Origin of the sequence: Arthrobacter crystallopoietes, assembly GCF_017603825.1 — a bacterium.
Lineage (GTDB): Bacteria > Actinomycetota > Actinomycetes > Actinomycetales > Micrococcaceae > Crystallibacter > Crystallibacter crystallopoietes_B.
On the sequence record NZ_CP072014.1, the window covers coordinates 2,435,408 to 2,450,723 of the forward strand.

Sequence of the window (15,316 nt, forward strand, 5' to 3'; positions counted from 1 at the left end):
GAAACATACGAGGGAACTGCCCCGATCAACGCATGGGCAGCATCGGAAAACCGTTCAGGAATCTCGATAACTAGGAGCCTACGTCCATAGTGGCTCGGAGCCGATGATTCGTCACAAATCTCCGACAACCGTCGACCGTCCGGCATCCCTGGTGGCGCGTTGTACGTCAGTTGGCAGTTTCACGGTGACCTTGGTTCCAGCACCCAGCCGGCTAGCAACTTCGATGGTGCCACCGTGACGGTTCACTACTTCCTTGGTAACCACCAGCCCGAGCCCCGTGCCGTGGGCGCCGGAACTTCGCGCGGAGCTGGACCGGAAATACCGGTCAAAGACACGGCGCTGGTCTGCGGCATCCATGCCGTAGCCGGTGTCTTCGACCTCCAAAACCGACGTTCCCTGATCCTGCCACCCGCGGATACGGACGATGCTGTCCCGAGGGGAGTATTTGACTGCATTGGAGAGCAGGTTGTCCATTACCTGCGTCATGCGTCCGGGGTCTATGTGCGCCGGCAGTTCCCGGTCGACTTCGTTGACCAGGGCGATGCCCTTGGCCGCTGCGCCGGCTGTTGCGGACAGCATGCTTCTCTTGACCACGTCCGCCAGGTCTGCGGCTTCGGTCTGGATTTCGAGCGTCCCGGCCGATGAGGAGAGGAAGTCCGAAACCAGCTCCAGCAGCCGTTCTGCGTTGCGGTCAGCCACGGCGAGGTGCTTTGTAACCTGGCCGGGCAGGCCAGGATGTTCCAGTGCCAGGTCCACGTAGGCAAGGATCGAGGTCAGCGGCGTCCGGAGTTCGTGCGAAATGGCCGACATAAAATCATCCTTGGCTGCCAAGGCGGCCAATTGGTCTGTCACGTCCTTGAACAAGACAACTGATCCTGCCGACTCCGCGTCCGCCCGTGGGCCTGGTATGCGCGCCTGATGGCCGGAGATCTTGCGTGCGGTGGCCGACAGGGCAATCCGTTGCGCTCCATCGCCCAGCCACATGATCTGACCGGAGAATTCCTCCGACCTGGACGCTTTGTACACGGCGCGAGCCTCGGGCGGCAGGGGAGTTACGCCGTCGTCGTCGTAAATCTTGGACTGTTCTGTCTGCAGATCCGGCGCCGCTGCGCATCCCGGCGGGGACGCGCGGACCGCGAATTCTTCCTGCTGCCGGTTGACCAGTGTGACGGCGCCGCGGGAGTCCACGGCGACCAGTCCGACGTCGATGCTGTCCACGACTGCATGCAGCAGCTGCTCGCGTTCCCGGCTGGCCTGCAGCACCTTGTGCAGTTCGGCCTCGGCGGCAGCGATCTGAGCCCGCTGGAACTCCAGATTGTTGGCCACAATGTGCACCGAGACGGAGATGGCCAGCATGATAACCGGCGCGAGCACCAAGCGCAGCAGGTGGGGTGTGTTCACGGCTTCGGAGAGCAGGACGGGCACGAGGACAGCCAGCAGGCTTCCGGCAAAGCTGATCAGGATCCGGCTTTTCAGGACGCTCACGGAAAGCCAGATCACCGGGAAAACCAGCAGCATCCCCAAGCCGCTGAGCGCCTCGCCGTCGGCATGGAGCAACAGCGCGATCAGGGCGAAATCGATGATCGGAATGATGTGGAAACTCCGAACCGGCAGCCGCTCCCACGGGATAAGCGCACAGAGCGCCAGGACCACAGCATGCAGCAGCAGGCAGAGGCGGAACCAGGGATTGGCGAACATGGCAGGCTCGACCAGGGCAAAGACTGCGGCAACCACGAGCATGCAGGAAACCAGCGGCAGCTGGCAGAGCACTACCCGGGCCCGCAGTCCGATGCTGTGGAAGCTCTCGGCGAAAGGCAGTTGTGTGCGGGGCCGGTGCATCGTCTCTCCTTGCCACCCCTTGGGCGGGGGAACGAATGGGTGGGCGGATGCTCAACCAGGGATGCTGCAGTCGGTATGTTCCGCACCGCCGGCAGTCGTGTGGATTTGGCGCCGGAAGGAGCTTTCCGTAGGACAGGATAGCGGACCGGAAAGCGCCGGGCGGGTAACGGGGCGGGCACGCCGCGGTCCCATCGTCTCCCCGGGTTTCGGGCCTCGCGTCTCTGGTCTCGGGTGTCGGGTCCGTGGTCGTGGAAACAGTAGACTGACCACACACTTCCCGGCGGATAGGCGACACCAATGAGCGACACCCAAGGCGATGCACGCCGGCGGGAACTTGGCGACAATTCAGGCCCGGTTGAGGAGGAGGTGGAGGAATCCTTCGACCGCACGGTTGAGGAAGGCGCGCAGCGGTTGAACCGGTCCTTTCGGGACGTACTCATCACAGGCTTGTTCGGCGGTTTTGAGATAGGCATTGGCATTATGGCCTACCTCGGTGTTCTCCATGAGACCGAGAACCACCTTCTCGCGGGACTAGCGTTCAGCGCAGGCCTCATCGCGCTCCTGCTAGCCAAGAGCGAGCTGTTCACGGAGGGCTTTCTGGTCCCCATTGCCGCCGTTATCGCCCGGGAGGCAAGCTACGCGCAGCTTGGGAAGCTGTGGGGTGGCACACTCATTGCCAATCTGGTGGGCGGCTGGCTATTCATGGCGTTGATCATGACGGCGTTCCCGCAGTGGAGCGAGACGACCACGACGGCAGCCAACCACTTTCTCGACGCCGGGTTCAACTGGGAAACCGTGTGTCTTGCCGTGTTAGGGGGGAGCACCATCACGTTGATGACCCGCATGCAGCACGGGACGGACAGCGTCACCGGCAAGATTGCGGCCGCCATCGTCGGGGCTTTCCTGCTCGCCGGGCTGCAGCTCTTCCACTCGATCCTGGACTCGCTGCTGATCTTCGGTGCCATTCACGCAGGTGCGGACATCGACTACCTAGAGTGGCTCGGCTGGTTTTCCTATGTGGTGGTCTTCAACGTGCTGGGCGGGATCCTGCTGGTGACCGCGCTGCGGCTGGTGAGCGCCAGCAAGCTGGTGAAGGAACGGCGCGAGGACTCGCCCGTGAACCCGGAGGAGCCGCGCCACTCTGGTTAGGTTCCGGTGAGAATCGAGGAGAGGCCTCGCAGGGAGCTGCTGTCTTCGTGCGCGGCCAATACCCAAGAGATGGAGCACGTGAGCATGGATAAGCATTTGTTGGTCACCGGCGGCAGCCGCGGAATTGGCGCTGCAGTTGTCAGGGGTGCTGTTTCGCGGGGCTACTCCGTGTCCTTCAGTTACAGCAGCGATGCAGAGAACGCCACGCCTTTGGGTTGGAGCTGGCAGCGAAGGGGCATCGCGTCCAGGCTCTGCAAGCTGGTGAGGACGCAGCTAATCCGTTCCTTTTCGACCAGGCCGAGATGGAGTTCGGGCCGGTGGACCTGTTGGTGAACAACGCCGGCGTTACGGGTCCGCTGGGGCTGTTCGCCGATTCTGATGCAGAAACCGGCACGACGCATCTTCGACGTCAACGTCCACGGCACGATGTCCTACAGCCGCTTCGCAGTACAGCGGTGGCTGGAACGAGGGGCGGCCGGCGTCGTCGTCAATCTTGGATCCGTTGCCGCTACGACGGGTGCTCCCGGAGAGTACCTGGCCTATGCAGCCTCGAAAGCTGCCGTTGAAACCTTCACTAGGGGATTGGGCAAAGAGCTCGGTCCGCAGGGAACCCGGGTGGTCGCCGTTTCACCGGGGACAACCACACCTCCATTCACGCCGCTGCCGGGGATCCGGAGCGGCCGGGCCGGATTGCGGCGCGGGTGCCGCTTCTCCGGGTTGGGAATCCCGAAGAGGTCGCCGCCGCGGTTCTATGGGCGTTGTCCGACGAGGCGAGCTACGTGACCGGAACAGTCATCAGCGTTGCCGGAGGGCTGTGAGTGCCGTATTGTTTAGCGGCTGAGAATCACTGGGGAAGCGCTCCGGATTCAGCATCTGCCAAATAGACTTTTATTGGGGAACGGGTGGCTCCAACTGCCATATTTCTGTGCCACCTCAAGAAGAGCTCAATTTCTCCATAACTTTGCTCTAGTTTTTGATAATTCGATTAACCAAATCATGTTCAGTCTCTAAGGTGTTGATTGCATCCCAAAGAGGGATGGCAATTACGTTGGGGGATTATTCGTGAAGCAGCAAAAGTCAAAGAAGGTACGGGCCATCCTGGCCGGCGGTCTGGTGCTCGGGGTGGGTGCAGCGGTGACGCTGGCAGCGTGGAACGACTCCGAGTTCGCGCAGGAGACGTTTACGGCAGGGTCGTTCAATCTGCAGGGCAGCGCTAGCGGGGCAGTGGGCTCCTACGGCGAGCATGCAATCTCCGAGGATGCCTTGGATTTGAGCTTCGGCAATGTCATCAACAATCTCTCGCCCGGCGACACCGCCTATGCTTCCTATTGGCTCCGCCTCGATGCGAACAGCACGACTAACGGCATACTTAATCCGATTGGGGTCGTTGCAGTTGCTGAGGGAACCAACGCTGCTGCTATTGAATACACCATCAGCCGGGTTCCTGCCGGCGGCACTTGCGCAGCAGCAGCCCTGCCGGGGACGTAGTCGCTACCGGGACACACCTCAATACTCAGGCGCCTGGGGCTGTAAAGGACATAACCCTGACCCCAGGGACTGCGGTCCAGCTCTGCCTCGAGGTAGAGGCCGCGGACGCGACAAAGTTCAAGCAGGGCCTCACTACCACCGCCACATGGCAGTTCGACGCTGTCTCCAGCGCTGCAAGTTAGTCAGCCATGCGCCGCCATTCAGTGGCGATCCGGCGCGATCGACGCTGGTTTCTCCGTTTGCGCGCCGTCCTCGCCGGGGGTCTTGTCCTCGGCGTGGGCGGCGCGTTGACCTTGGCCGCCTGGACGGACCAGGAGCATGCGGCCGGTACCTTCGAAGCCGGTGTCTTTGGCATCGAGGGCAACCCGAACGGGACGGTTTGGGGCGAACACCCTACGGGACAGCTCGCGGCCACATTGAACTTTAGTACGGGCACCGTCATGTATCCGTCGTCGTTGCACTACGCCTACCTCGACCTACGGACCACAGCCGTATCTACAATGTCCGGCACCGTGAAGCTTGCCTCGTCGGTGGGAACGGGTGACTTGTCTCCCTATCTGAGTTACCGCGTGGCACTAGTGCCGGCGGGGACCGGTTGCAATGCCTCGTCGGTAACCGGTGCCTACCTTGGCACCGGGACGCTGCCCGCCACCGAAGTTGCTCGTGGCGTAGCCGCGAAGGCAACAAACACTGTCCGCTATTGCTTCGAGGTTCGTCTGGACCCAGCGACCCCCAATGCAATGCAGGGGAAGGCCGGCGCCATCTCGTGGGGCTTCGCGGCCGAATCCGCAACGCCGTAAGCCCCTCGGGTTCAGGACAACTAGCTACGGGAAGGAGAGGGGGATGGCGACTCATCGCATCCGCCGCTTCCTCGGCAACGCGCTACTCAACATTGCTGCGCTAGGCGGGATGGCATGCATCGTGCTGGTCGCGTTGGCCTACGCCTTCAACATCACGCTGATCATGTTCAAGACCGGTTCGATGGGCCCCACGATTCCGGCTGGATCCGTCGCCGTAGTAAAGGAGATCCCGGCATCGGAGATCAGCGTCGGCGACATCGTCACGGTGGACCGCGAGGCCATGCTGCCAGTAACGCACCGCGTCACCTCGATTTCCCATGGTCCGGCGGCAGAGCAACGCATCATCACCATGAAAGGCGATGCCAACGACGCCGAGGACCCTGCTCCCTATACCGTCGCGAACGTCCGTCTCACGATGGCGCACGTGCCCGAGCTGGCCAAGATTGTGGTCTGGTTCGGCAACCCATACATCCTCGGCGGCCTCACTTCCGGCGCCGCAATACTGGTCACCTGGGCTTTCTGGCCCCGGGATCACGAGAACACTGATGGGGACGAGGACGACGGAGGCACCGGCGGAGACGGCGCCGGCCGGCGGCGGAAGCACGGTCGGCGCTCCGCGCGGACTGCGCGGGCCGCGAGCCTGACCGGAGTGTTCTGCGCCGTGGTCATCGGCGGTGTTGTCCATCCGGCGGCGCCGGCCCATGCAGCGGAGTCCGAGCATGTCGTCTCAGGGAAGCATCTTCGACTGACGTCTATCAGCGACCCGGGGCAGACTCGAAACATGGTGCCGGGTGTGCCTGTGCAATGGCAGGTGGGAGTCATTGCCAACGCTCCCCATCCCGGTGAAGTGAGGATCGGCCTAGCGGGATCGGGCGCGGAATCGATGCAGGTGGACACAACTGTCGCTGTCTGTACTGAGCCGTGGGTCGACGGAAACTGTTCGGGGAGGATTACTTCGACGAAGGCGTTCGGGACGTTGGAGCAGGGAGGTCCCGATCAACACGTCGCCACGATGCCCGCCGATGAGGAACGCTGGCTGCTGTTCGACGTGGCCCTGCCCGAAGCAGCCGCTCCGCTGGCCGGAGACTCCATCGAGCTGAAGATCCATGCCGACGGCAGCGGGGACAAGGTTGGCGTTGCGCTCGAGGGTGGGCTGCCTCAAGACCTGCCTACAACGGGAGCGGAAGCCGGACGAGTATTGTGGCTGGGAGCTGGTGCCATCGTGACCGGGTTGCTGCTGGCACTGACTGCGCGGGTAGTGAAACGAGGTGGGGATGATGATTGAGTCTTTGCCTGGGTCGCGGTCCAGGAAGGGAAGAGCCGCGCGGCCAAAGGTCTTCGCAGTCATTGCCGCTTTGACCCTGTTGACTATGGGACTGGTTCCGGGGCCTGCACCAACTGAAGCGGCTTGGTTGGACCAGGAAATGTCCGCGTCATCATTTAAGGCGCGTGTGATATCCGCCCCTGTAATCACTGGCTGTACGGCGCATAATACGCTCCTCAGCGGCCCGAGCATTGTCCTGACGTGGAAGCTGCCGTCCGGCTACCAGTTGGCGAATGCACGGTACTGGTTTGTAAACAAAGCGATATCAAACCCGAGTGAACTCTCGCGCACAACCGGAGCAACAACTACCGGCCCGTCCGGGGACACGTTTACGACAACTTACAGTGGCGGGCTGTTGGATATCTTGCTTGGAGGGTCAGCGTCCGTGGGCTTATCCCTGGTTGGCCCCGTGCCATGGGAGTCCAAAATTTCATACGCAGTGGCGTCGATTCCGGTTCTGGGCAGTAGGGACTGTAGTTCCACGATTCAGCAGGCCTGACTCGTGGAGCTTCAGGCTTCGATTCCGTCTGGTTGCCCGGAGTAGGAACTCCTTTTCGGTACGGACGCTGGCATCAAGATTAGCCACCTCTAGTCAATGGACGGCGCTGTCACATGGATAAACATTGCTAGTTACGGGCGGCAGCCGCGGAATGGTGCCGCAGTTGTCAGGGGTGCTGTTTCGCGGGGCTACTCCGTGTCCTTCAGTTACAGCAGCGATGCAGAGAACGCCACGCCTTTGCGTTGGAACTGGCAGCGAAGGGGCATCGCGTCCAGGCTCTGCAAGCTGGTGAGGACGCAGCTAATCCGTTCCTTTTCGACCAGGCCGAGATGGAGTTCGGGCCGGTGGACCTGTTGGTGAACAACGCCGGCGTTACGGGTCCGCTGGGGCTGTTCGCCGATTCTGATGCAGAAACCGGCACGACGCATCTTCGACGTCAACGTCCACGGCACGATGTCCTACAGCCGCTTCGCAGTACAGCGGTGGCTGGAACGAGGGGCGGCCGGCGTCGTCGTCAATCTTGGATCCGTTGCCGCTACGACGGGTGCTCCCGGTGAGTACCTGGCCTATGCAGCCTCGAAAGCTGCCGTTGAAACCTTCACTAGGGGATTGGGCAAAGAGCTCGGTCCGCAGGGAATCCGGGTGGTCGCCGTTTCACCGGGGACAACCACACCTCCATTCACGCCGCTGCCGGGGATCCGGAGCGGCCGGGCCGGATTGCGGCGCGGGTGCCGCTTCTCCGGGTTGGGAATCCTGAAGAGTTTGCCGCCGCGGTTCTATGGGCGTTGTCCGACGAGGCGAGCTACGTGACCGGAACAGTCATCAGCGTTGCCGGAGGGCTGTAGCCGCACTCGGCGCACCTGCCCCGACGTATAGCGACGAACTGGGCCCTCGACGGGTGGAGTGGCGCAACGGACAATGAAACCATGAAAAAGCCCAGATCGCTTCCTATCCTGTCCGCTGCTGCGGGCCTGGCCTTCGTCATGACCGGGTGCGACTCTGTCGAGGACGGGCCGGCCACCACCGGCGAGGGCACGCAAGAACAAGTTGCTCCGGAAACTACTGGCGCTACTCCCGAGCCCACGGTTACGTCGCCGGCAGCAGCGAGTGCGTCCCCCGGGCCAACGAGTCCGGGGACAGGGGGAGTGACCGGAACTCCGCCGACCGGCGATACGAATGGAGACGCCGCCGTCGCAACTGCGGTAGCGGCGGTGGCCGGCAGCGCGGCTATCGAGGTTGACTACAGCAGTGACCGGTTGGGCTGGGAAGTCGAGCTCATCAGCGGTGGCTTGGAGTACGAGGTGCTGCTACTGGCGGACGGCAGCGAGGTGCTGGAACAGCGGGAAAAGGGCCCGGCGGACGAGGAAGACCGGCTTGCGGTCGAATCAGCCGCCGTTCCTCTGGTCGAGGCGATCAGTACGGCCCATCAGGTCATCAATGGGAACCTGTCGGAAGCGTCACTGGAGGATGAGGACGACAGGCCCGTGTGGGAAGTGGAAATCAGGGCCGAGGATGGCAGCGTCAACGAGGTGATTATCGACGCCGTCAGCGGGGAGCGGATCCGCTAGGCCGGACGCCGGCGAGTTCTTACTGCCTACTGCCTGGCAGCGTGACGGTGAAGGTGCTGCCGTGCCCGGGTGAGCTGGTGACCGAGATGGTGCCGCGGTGCGCTTCGATGATTGCCTTGGTGATGCTCAGGCCCAGACCGGCTCCAGGGATGGCTGTCTTGACGGCCGTGGTCGAACGGAAAAACGGATCGAAAACCTTGCGCTGCTCGTCCTGGGACATGCCGACGCCGGTATCGGCGACGGTGATGACGACGTCGTTACCCGTTTGAATAGCACGGACTCTGACTTGCTCTCCCGGACTGGAGAACTTGATCGCGTTCGACAGGACGTTGTCCAGCGCCCGCGCCATGCCCTTGGGGTCAACGTGGAGCGGGAGTTGCGGAGTGATGTCCTGGATGATGCCGATGTTCCGGTCAACCGCGCGCGGTTCGATCGCTCTAATCCTGCTGGCGAGCATCACGGCCAGATCGACGTCCTGCTTTTCTGCCTCTCGCGCCCCGCTCGCTACAGCGAGCAGGTCGGCGACCAGTTGCAGGAGCCGTTCGCTGTTTCTCATGGCGGTTTCGAGGGAACGGCGTAGATGCGGGGCAAGATCCTCCTCAAGGGCAAGCTCGAGGTAGCCCATGATGGAGGTCAGCGGCGTTCGTAGCTCATGGGAGACGGTCGCGACGAACTCATCCTTCGCTGTGAGAGCGGTCGCTAGCTGGGTGACATCATCGAAGGCCATCACGGATCCTTCGAATGCTTCATTCCTGGCGGAGCGGCCGGTAACGCTGATGGCGCGCCGTTTGCCCTCCGGGCCTATCCAGATCAGTTCCTCAGAGAATGATTCTCCCTCTGATAGTCGCGGTATGAACCGCCGTTCAGGCGGGATGGGCGTCGTTCCGTCCGGGCCGTAGACCAGCAGGTCCGACTCCTTCGCTGTGCCGCTATTGCCGGGTGAGGCATGCCGGACTATGGCAGCGAATTCCGCGTTCTGGAGCAGGGGATTGCCCGCGGAATCGATGACGGTGACCCCGACGCCAACGGTATTCAGGACAGCCCGGAGCAGGGCTTCATGCCGGCGGTCCTCCTGGTCCGCTCTAGTTTCGGCTGCGGGTGGTGTGCCCTGCAGGGGCCGGACCTGGGCGGCGCTGCTGACTGCGGGTGTTTGCTCAGATAGGACAACGTGGTCCAGCTCCAGGAGACCGTCATTGCTCGACTTCCTGACCGCCGAAACGACCACGGATCGGCTGGGCCCTGTTCGAGCCTGTAACTGCACAACGAGGCCGGATACCTGGCCAGCCGTTGTCAGGCTCGTCATCAGCTCGCCGTAACCGCCTTCAGGAAAATAGTCGCTGCAAGGGGTTCCCAGTAGTTCTTCCCGGGGCGTTCCGGTCCAGCTCTCGATCGTGTCGTTCAGCAAGAGGATGGTTCCGTCGGTAGCGGCCACAATGTGTCCTACCGGCGACTGATTGAAGAGGGTTTCGAAGTCCAGCCAGCCGCCGATCATCGAGCTCGTGTCACCGGTATCCATGACTCACCGTTCTACCACAGACGTTACAGAACGGTCCGATACAGCCTCCAAGGCTGCCCCAGGCATCTGCGCTATGAATTGCCCTCGGAGGTCACCTCATCTACGGGTCGACTGACAAGAATCGCCTTCTTCGGGCATAATTGCAGCGGTAGCTAGACAGCCAAGATATATGCCCATCGAAGGATCAGCTTTATGCAGGACAAAGCGGCCCAAGACGGCCTGGAAAAAATGGACGAGACGGAGCAGCGGCCGGAGGCGTCGGAACTGCTGAATGCCTTGAGTGATTATGGGGCATCTGAAGTTGCCATGAGGCGCCGCATGCGCGGGTCCATGAATCTGGGCGAAACGGATTTGCTGGCCCTGCGGTATGTGATCGAGGCTGATGCAGCGAAGAAGCCGATCGGGCCGAAGGAATTGGGGCAGAAGCTCGGTGTCACTTCCGCGTCCATGACGGCGCTCATTGACCGGCTCGTCAAGAGCGGGCGCGTCAGCCGCGAGCCCCATCCCTCCGACCGAAGGGCGCTGCTGCTGCGCCCGGCGCCGGGGTCGAGCCAGGAAGTGCGGGGAATGATGGACCTCACGCACCGCCGGATGGCTGAGATCGCCTCATCGCTCTCGCCGGAAGAGACCAAAACGGTGGCGGACTTCCTAGAGCGTATGCGCGGCACGGTGGATGCCATCGATCCCTCCAGTCAGGATTGAACGCTGTGTGGACTTAACCGCTAAACCGTCATATAACTAGTCAGGCGAGATACTTTTTATCCGAATTATCAGTAGTCTGAGGAGTGTGCTGTGACGCAAGTAGTTGATGCCCCCGACGCCATCGGATGGAAAGACGCCTTGCGTGGCGGCGCGTTTTCTTTGCAGGGAGACGACCCGTTTCCTTGGATGAGCGACGTGGCGGCTGTACCGCCGGCCCCTTTGCATTGCGGTGCGCCGATGGTGTTGGCGGACGATGCGCCGACGGAATTCCTGCCCTGGGCAGCAACAGTTGCCGGCTGCCGGAAGTGGATCTGCGATTGCGGCTTCAAGATGGACGCCGTCCCGGACCGAGCGGCTGACACGCTGGGCCTGGTCCGTCTGGCAGCAGCCAAGCAGGAAAGCTTGCAGTGGGAACTCGACGCGGCGCAGTTAACGCTCGTTCAGGCTATCCGGAACGCTGCCGCAGCCGGCGCGGACATGACCGCGCTGTGCATGGCGGCCGACATGACAGAATCCGAGCTTGAAGACGTACTGAAGTGACCGCTCCCGCCATCACCGCCGGCATTGAGGAGGCGCTCAAGCCGGCACCGGACGCGGCAGCGTGGGAAAACTCGTACCTTGCCGGGCGGCGCTACCGGTTGGGACCGGTTTTGGGCTATGGGTCTGAAGCAGTGGTTCGCAAGGCCCTGGACACGCACACCGGATCCACCGTTGCCGTCAAGATTTTCCGCTCTGACGCCGCGCATTCAGGCGAGCGGTTTCGTCGCGAAGTCAGCATCCATCGGCGGCTGGACCATTGGGCAATCGTGCCCATGACCGACTACGGCCGTATCGGTGCGCCTGCCGGCGCCACCGACCGTACGTTCATGGTGATGGAGTACGTGGAAGGCCGGAACCTTCGGCAGGTGCTGCAAAAAGGTCCCGCAGATCCTGCTGTCACGGCAGCGTGGATGGGCTCCCTTCTGCACGCGCTTTCATATGTCCACCGCAAGGGCATCGTCCACAACGACATCAAACCTGCGAACATCCTGATCCCGTCGCTCGGGAACGAGTGCAGCGGTGCCCTTGCCAAACTGACCGACTTCGGCATCGCGACCAGCAGACGGTATGCACCGCTGGCCTCCCTCTCCGGCACCGCCCACTACCTGAGTCCCGAGGAGGTCCACGGCACCGAAGCTACCGCAGCAAGCGATATCTACGCCCTGGGTCTCGTCGCCCTCGAGTGCCTGACAGGCGCAAAACCCTTCCCGGGAACCCCAGTGGAGACGATGGTCGCGCGTACACTCAGGAAACCCCGGATACCTTACTCCCTTGGACGCAGATGGACAGGACTGCTGCAGGCCATGACGGACCTGCGGCCAGCTGAGAGACCCACCGCCCGCCAGGCGCTCCGAATGCTCCACAGGATCAACCGCTGACGTTTCCTGATGGTGGGCGGAACAGCGCGCTCAAGTCTGGTCTGAGCTAGCAGGACGGCGGAGAATAGGGATCACTAGGTACCCTCGCGGCCTTGGGCGGCAGCAATGCCGAGGAGAAGGGAATGATCCCATGTATACCCTGCAAATAGAGCATCAGGTTCGGGACTTTTCAATGTGGCGGCAGGCTTTCGACAGCGACCCGCTCGACCGCGCCGGATCCGGCGTTCGTGCCTTTAGGATTTATCGGCCCATAGGTGACGACTACGTCATGATCGAGTTGGACTTCGAGACGCAGGAAGCGGCTGTGATGTTCCTGGCCAGGCTTGAGGAAGAGGTTTGGACTTCAGGCCCAGTTGCCCCGGCACTTTTGGGAACGCCCGAAACCAGAATCGTCGAGGTTGTTGAGAATACGACCGTGGCGTGGTGAGCAGGAACCTACTGGTCGATGATGGACTCAACTGGCTGTGGAGAAGTTATCGGATCTGCATGCCGGTGAACAACCTTCCACTGACCTTCCTCTAGCCGGAATATCGTCGTCACCCGAAGCGATACGGGCGACAGCTCATCCGACTGGCCTACCTTCACCCGGGTCCGTTCGATCTCCACGATGTAAGCCATATCCGTACCGACATGCCCGGAGATCCGCTCGAAGCGGTTGGGTTCGCCGCCCCTGAGGTGGGAAGCTGCTCGACCAATCACCCTTTCGACTTCGCTCCACCCTCGAATGGGCGGGCCGAACGGGTTGGCCAAGGTGACGTCACTCTGTCCTGACCAAACCTGCTTCTGAGGGGAGGCATCTCCCGTGACGATCGCATTTACCGCTTGGTGGTACTGCTCCACGGCGGCATCAAAATCGGATCCAGTCATTTATCCTCCAGCCTCCGGCTTCAATCCGAATTCACCTGAGCCGGCTGAAGCGTGGATACATCGTGGCACCGCCCAGGAGTTGTGTCCACCGTTCAAGGACCACGTCCTCAACCAATGAAGCGGGTGGCGCCGCGCAACTGGAACCCACTCTTTGAAGTCTGCCAAAACGCTGTTCTCTCTGGCACTTCGTTAGCCGCCATGCCACCCTGAAAAAACGAACCCTCGCTGTAGCTCGTCCAACCTACATCAGCCCATTCCACGGCACGGAGGATTGCATCGTGAAACCGCTGCACACTATTGTTCCGACCACCCTCGCCGCCCTTGTCCTGAGCCTGACCGCTTGCGTCGGCGCGCCGGAGGGCGCCGGGGACGAACCGGCTCCTGGGCCCACGGAAGAGGTGACGGGCAACCCAACACCAGCCACCGAAAGCCAAGTACCGGAACCTACGGGCGAGCTAGGTTCCGGCGAGTTCGCTCCCTACGCCGAGGGTGCCACCGCCGTCACCTATGACGAGCGCGTACCCGAGGGCAGTTCGGCCGAGGCCAAGGTCAATGACGACGGCGGCAAAACGACGGTGAGCCTGTCAGTAAAGGGGTTTGAACCGGAATCGGAGTACGGCTCGCATGTCCACGTCGCGGCGTGCGGATCCGATCCGGATGATGCCGGCCCGCACTATCAGGATCAGCAGGATCCTGCGACACAAGGTGAGGACGTCGTAGCGTCGACGGATCCGGCGTATGCAAACCCCAAGAACGAAATATGGCTGGATTTCACCACCGATGCCCAAGGGAACGCCGACGTCGAAAGCACCGTTGACTGGCAGTTCCGCGAGGGTGAAGGCCGGTCTGTGGTCATCCACGCGACGCACACCGGCATGCAGGAAGGTGAGGCAGGGGAGGCCGGAGACCGCCTGGCCTGTATCACCATCCGCTAGCTCCCAGCACGAACGTAGCCTGCGTCTCCGACGGCGGGAATACCGAGGAACCGGCCAGCGCGCTTCACCGTCGTCATATACTCAAAGCATGCTGATCAGGTGTCTCAACCGTGTCCCCCTCGCCCAGCAGTGCGCCGTCGTGCAGTGCGGGGGTGTGCTGTGAGCGGCGGGCTCGTCGCCCTGCTGGACGACGTCGCAGCCCTGGCCCGCATAGCGGCAGCCTCAGTGGATGACGTTGCGGCCGGTGCCGCCAGGGCCGGGACCAAGGCCGCTGGCGTCGTCATCGACGACGCCGCCGTTACCCCGCAGTACGTGTCCGGAGCAGACCCGTCCCGCGAACTGCCGATGATCAAGCGGATCTTCTGGGGATCGCTTCGGAACAAGCTGTTGATCATCCTGCCGGCGCTGCTGCTCATCAGTGCTTTCATCCCCGGGGCCATCCCGTTCATCCTGATGCTGGGCGGCACCTACCTCTGCTACGAGGGAGCCGAGAAGGTCTGGCACAAGGTCCGCGGCCACCACGAGGCCGAACACGCGCCGGCGGTCGAACAGGGCCCGGAGGCGGAAGCCAAGGTCACCAAGGGCGCGATCACTACCGACTTCATCCTGTCCTGCGAGATCATGGTCATCTCGATGAACGAGGTGGCCGACCAATCCCTGTGGGTCCGGGCGTTCATCCTGGTGGTCGTGGCGATCGCGATCACGGTGCTTGTGTACGGCGCCGTCGGGCTTATCGTCAAAATGGACGACATCGGCCTGCACCTGACCACCAAGGATTCCGCTGGCTCGAAACGCATTGGCAACCTGCTCGTCAAGGGCATGCCGACCGTGTTGGCCGCGATCACCTTCATCGGGACGATCGCCATGCTCTGGGTCGGCGGGCACATCATGCTCCAGGGTGCGTACGACCTCGGCTGGCACGCCCCGTACGACTTGGTCCACGTCCTCGAGCACCCGTTCGCCGGGATCGCGGTGGTTGGCGGCTTCCTGGCTTGGCTCGTGAACACCCTCTGCTCGGCCGTCCTCGGACTCGCGTGGGGCCTCATCGTGATGGCCATCGTGCACCCGTTGATGAAGTTGCTGCCGTTCGGCAAGAAGAAGGGCGGGCACGAAGAGGGAGACATCCGCGCCGCTGTCGCCGGCTACCGGCCACACGAACGCGACGCCGCAGGAGACGGCGGCAAGTAACACGCGGAACACAGCCCGGCCGG

Annotated in this window: 16 protein-coding genes and 2 pseudogenes; 15 read left to right on the forward strand and 3 right to left on the reverse strand. The window is 62.4% G+C overall.

The window, feature by feature from the left end; genetic code table 11:
* Nucleotides 1–111: 111 nt before the first annotated feature.
* Nucleotides 112–1,839, reverse strand: a complete 1,728-nt coding sequence (locus J5251_RS11280; protein WP_208574023.1) for a sensor histidine kinase — start codon at nt 1,837–1,839, stop codon at nt 112–114.
* A 297-nt stretch (nt 1,840–2,136) separates the two neighbouring features.
* Here J5251_RS11280 and J5251_RS11285 point away from each other — a divergent pair, with 297 nt between their 5' ends.
* The 9 genes and pseudogenes from J5251_RS11285 (at nt 2,137) to J5251_RS11315 (ending at nt 8,667) form a co-directional block, all read left to right on the forward strand.
* Nucleotides 2,137–2,988: a formate/nitrite transporter family protein gene (locus tag J5251_RS11285; RefSeq protein ID WP_208574024.1), complete on the forward strand. Its 852-nt coding sequence runs from the start codon at nt 2,137–2,139 to the stop codon at nt 2,986–2,988.
* Nucleotides 2,989–3,414: 426 nt separating this feature from the next.
* Nucleotides 3,415–3,579 (forward strand): annotated as a pseudogene (locus J5251_RS20500) (SDR family NAD(P)-dependent oxidoreductase); the annotation flags it as partial.
* Nucleotides 3,580–3,689: 110 nt separating this feature from the next.
* On the forward strand, nt 3,690–3,806 hold the full coding sequence (locus J5251_RS20505) for an SDR family oxidoreductase (RefSeq protein ID WP_279633589.1): 117 nt from the start codon (nt 3,690–3,692) through the stop codon (nt 3,804–3,806).
* A gap of 244 nt (nt 3,807–4,050) precedes the next feature.
* A complete protein-coding gene (locus tag J5251_RS20365) occupies nt 4,051–4,476 on the forward strand; it encodes a SipW-dependent-type signal peptide-containing protein (RefSeq protein ID WP_244250634.1) in 426 nt (141 codons plus the stop codon).
* Nucleotides 4,477–4,664: 188 nt separating this feature from the next.
* Nucleotides 4,665–5,276, forward strand: a complete 612-nt coding sequence (locus J5251_RS11300; RefSeq protein WP_208574025.1) for a SipW-dependent-type signal peptide-containing protein — start codon at nt 4,665–4,667, stop codon at nt 5,274–5,276.
* A gap of 43 nt (nt 5,277–5,319) precedes the next feature.
* A complete protein-coding gene (locus J5251_RS11305) occupies nt 5,320–6,561 on the forward strand; it encodes a signal peptidase I (protein ID WP_208574026.1) in 1,242 nt (413 codons plus the stop codon).
* A 991-nt stretch (nt 6,562–7,552) separates the two neighbouring features.
* Nucleotides 7,553–7,717: pseudogene (locus tag J5251_RS20510) on the forward strand (SDR family NAD(P)-dependent oxidoreductase); the annotation flags it as partial.
* A 110-nt stretch (nt 7,718–7,827) separates the two neighbouring features.
* A complete protein-coding gene (locus tag J5251_RS20515; RefSeq protein WP_279633590.1) occupies nt 7,828–7,944 on the forward strand; it encodes an SDR family oxidoreductase in 117 nt (38 codons plus the stop codon).
* Nucleotides 7,945–8,025: 81 nt separating this feature from the next.
* Entirely contained in the window at nt 8,026–8,667 is a 642-nt protein-coding gene (locus J5251_RS11315) for a PepSY domain-containing protein (RefSeq protein WP_208574027.1), read from the forward strand.
* A gap of 19 nt (nt 8,668–8,686) precedes the next feature.
* Here the strand turns inward: J5251_RS11315 and J5251_RS11320 are convergent, their stop codons facing one another.
* Entirely contained in the window at nt 8,687–10,183 is a 1,497-nt protein-coding gene (locus J5251_RS11320; RefSeq protein ID WP_208574028.1) for a PAS domain-containing sensor histidine kinase, read from the reverse strand.
* A gap of 192 nt (nt 10,184–10,375) precedes the next feature.
* Here J5251_RS11320 and J5251_RS11325 point away from each other — a divergent pair, with 192 nt between their 5' ends.
* The 4 genes from J5251_RS11325 (at nt 10,376) to J5251_RS11340 (ending at nt 12,730) form a co-directional block, all read left to right on the forward strand.
* Nucleotides 10,376–10,885: a MarR family winged helix-turn-helix transcriptional regulator gene (locus J5251_RS11325; protein WP_208574029.1), complete on the forward strand. Its 510-nt coding sequence runs from the start codon at nt 10,376–10,378 to the stop codon at nt 10,883–10,885.
* A 90-nt stretch (nt 10,886–10,975) separates the two neighbouring features.
* Nucleotides 10,976–11,425, forward strand: a complete 450-nt coding sequence (locus J5251_RS11330; RefSeq protein ID WP_208574030.1) for a hypothetical protein — start codon at nt 10,976–10,978, stop codon at nt 11,423–11,425.
* The gene (locus tag J5251_RS11335) at nt 11,422–12,303 is read left to right on the forward strand and encodes a serine/threonine-protein kinase (protein WP_244250635.1); all 882 of its coding nucleotides are present in this window, start codon (nt 11,422–11,424) and stop codon (nt 12,301–12,303) included. Before J5251_RS11330 ends, J5251_RS11335 begins: the two co-directional genes overlap by 4 nt.
* A gap of 130 nt (nt 12,304–12,433) precedes the next feature.
* A complete protein-coding gene (locus tag J5251_RS11340; protein WP_208574031.1) occupies nt 12,434–12,730 on the forward strand; it encodes a hypothetical protein in 297 nt (98 codons plus the stop codon).
* Between the two features lie 8 nt (nt 12,731–12,738).
* Here the strand turns inward: J5251_RS11340 and J5251_RS11345 are convergent, their stop codons facing one another.
* The gene (locus J5251_RS11345) at nt 12,739–13,170 is read right to left on the reverse strand and encodes a YybH family protein (RefSeq protein WP_208574032.1); all 432 of its coding nucleotides are present in this window, start codon (nt 13,168–13,170) and stop codon (nt 12,739–12,741) included.
* Between the two features lie 278 nt (nt 13,171–13,448).
* Here J5251_RS11345 and J5251_RS11350 point away from each other — a divergent pair, with 278 nt between their 5' ends.
* Nucleotides 13,449–14,105, forward strand: coding sequence for a superoxide dismutase family protein (locus J5251_RS11350; protein WP_244250636.1), 657 nt, complete (start codon nt 13,449–13,451; stop codon nt 14,103–14,105).
* Nucleotides 14,106–14,264: 159 nt separating this feature from the next.
* The gene (locus tag J5251_RS11355) at nt 14,265–15,293 is read left to right on the forward strand and encodes a DUF808 domain-containing protein (protein ID WP_208574033.1); all 1,029 of its coding nucleotides are present in this window, start codon (nt 14,265–14,267) and stop codon (nt 15,291–15,293) included.
* Nucleotides 15,294–15,316: the final 23 nt, after the last annotated feature.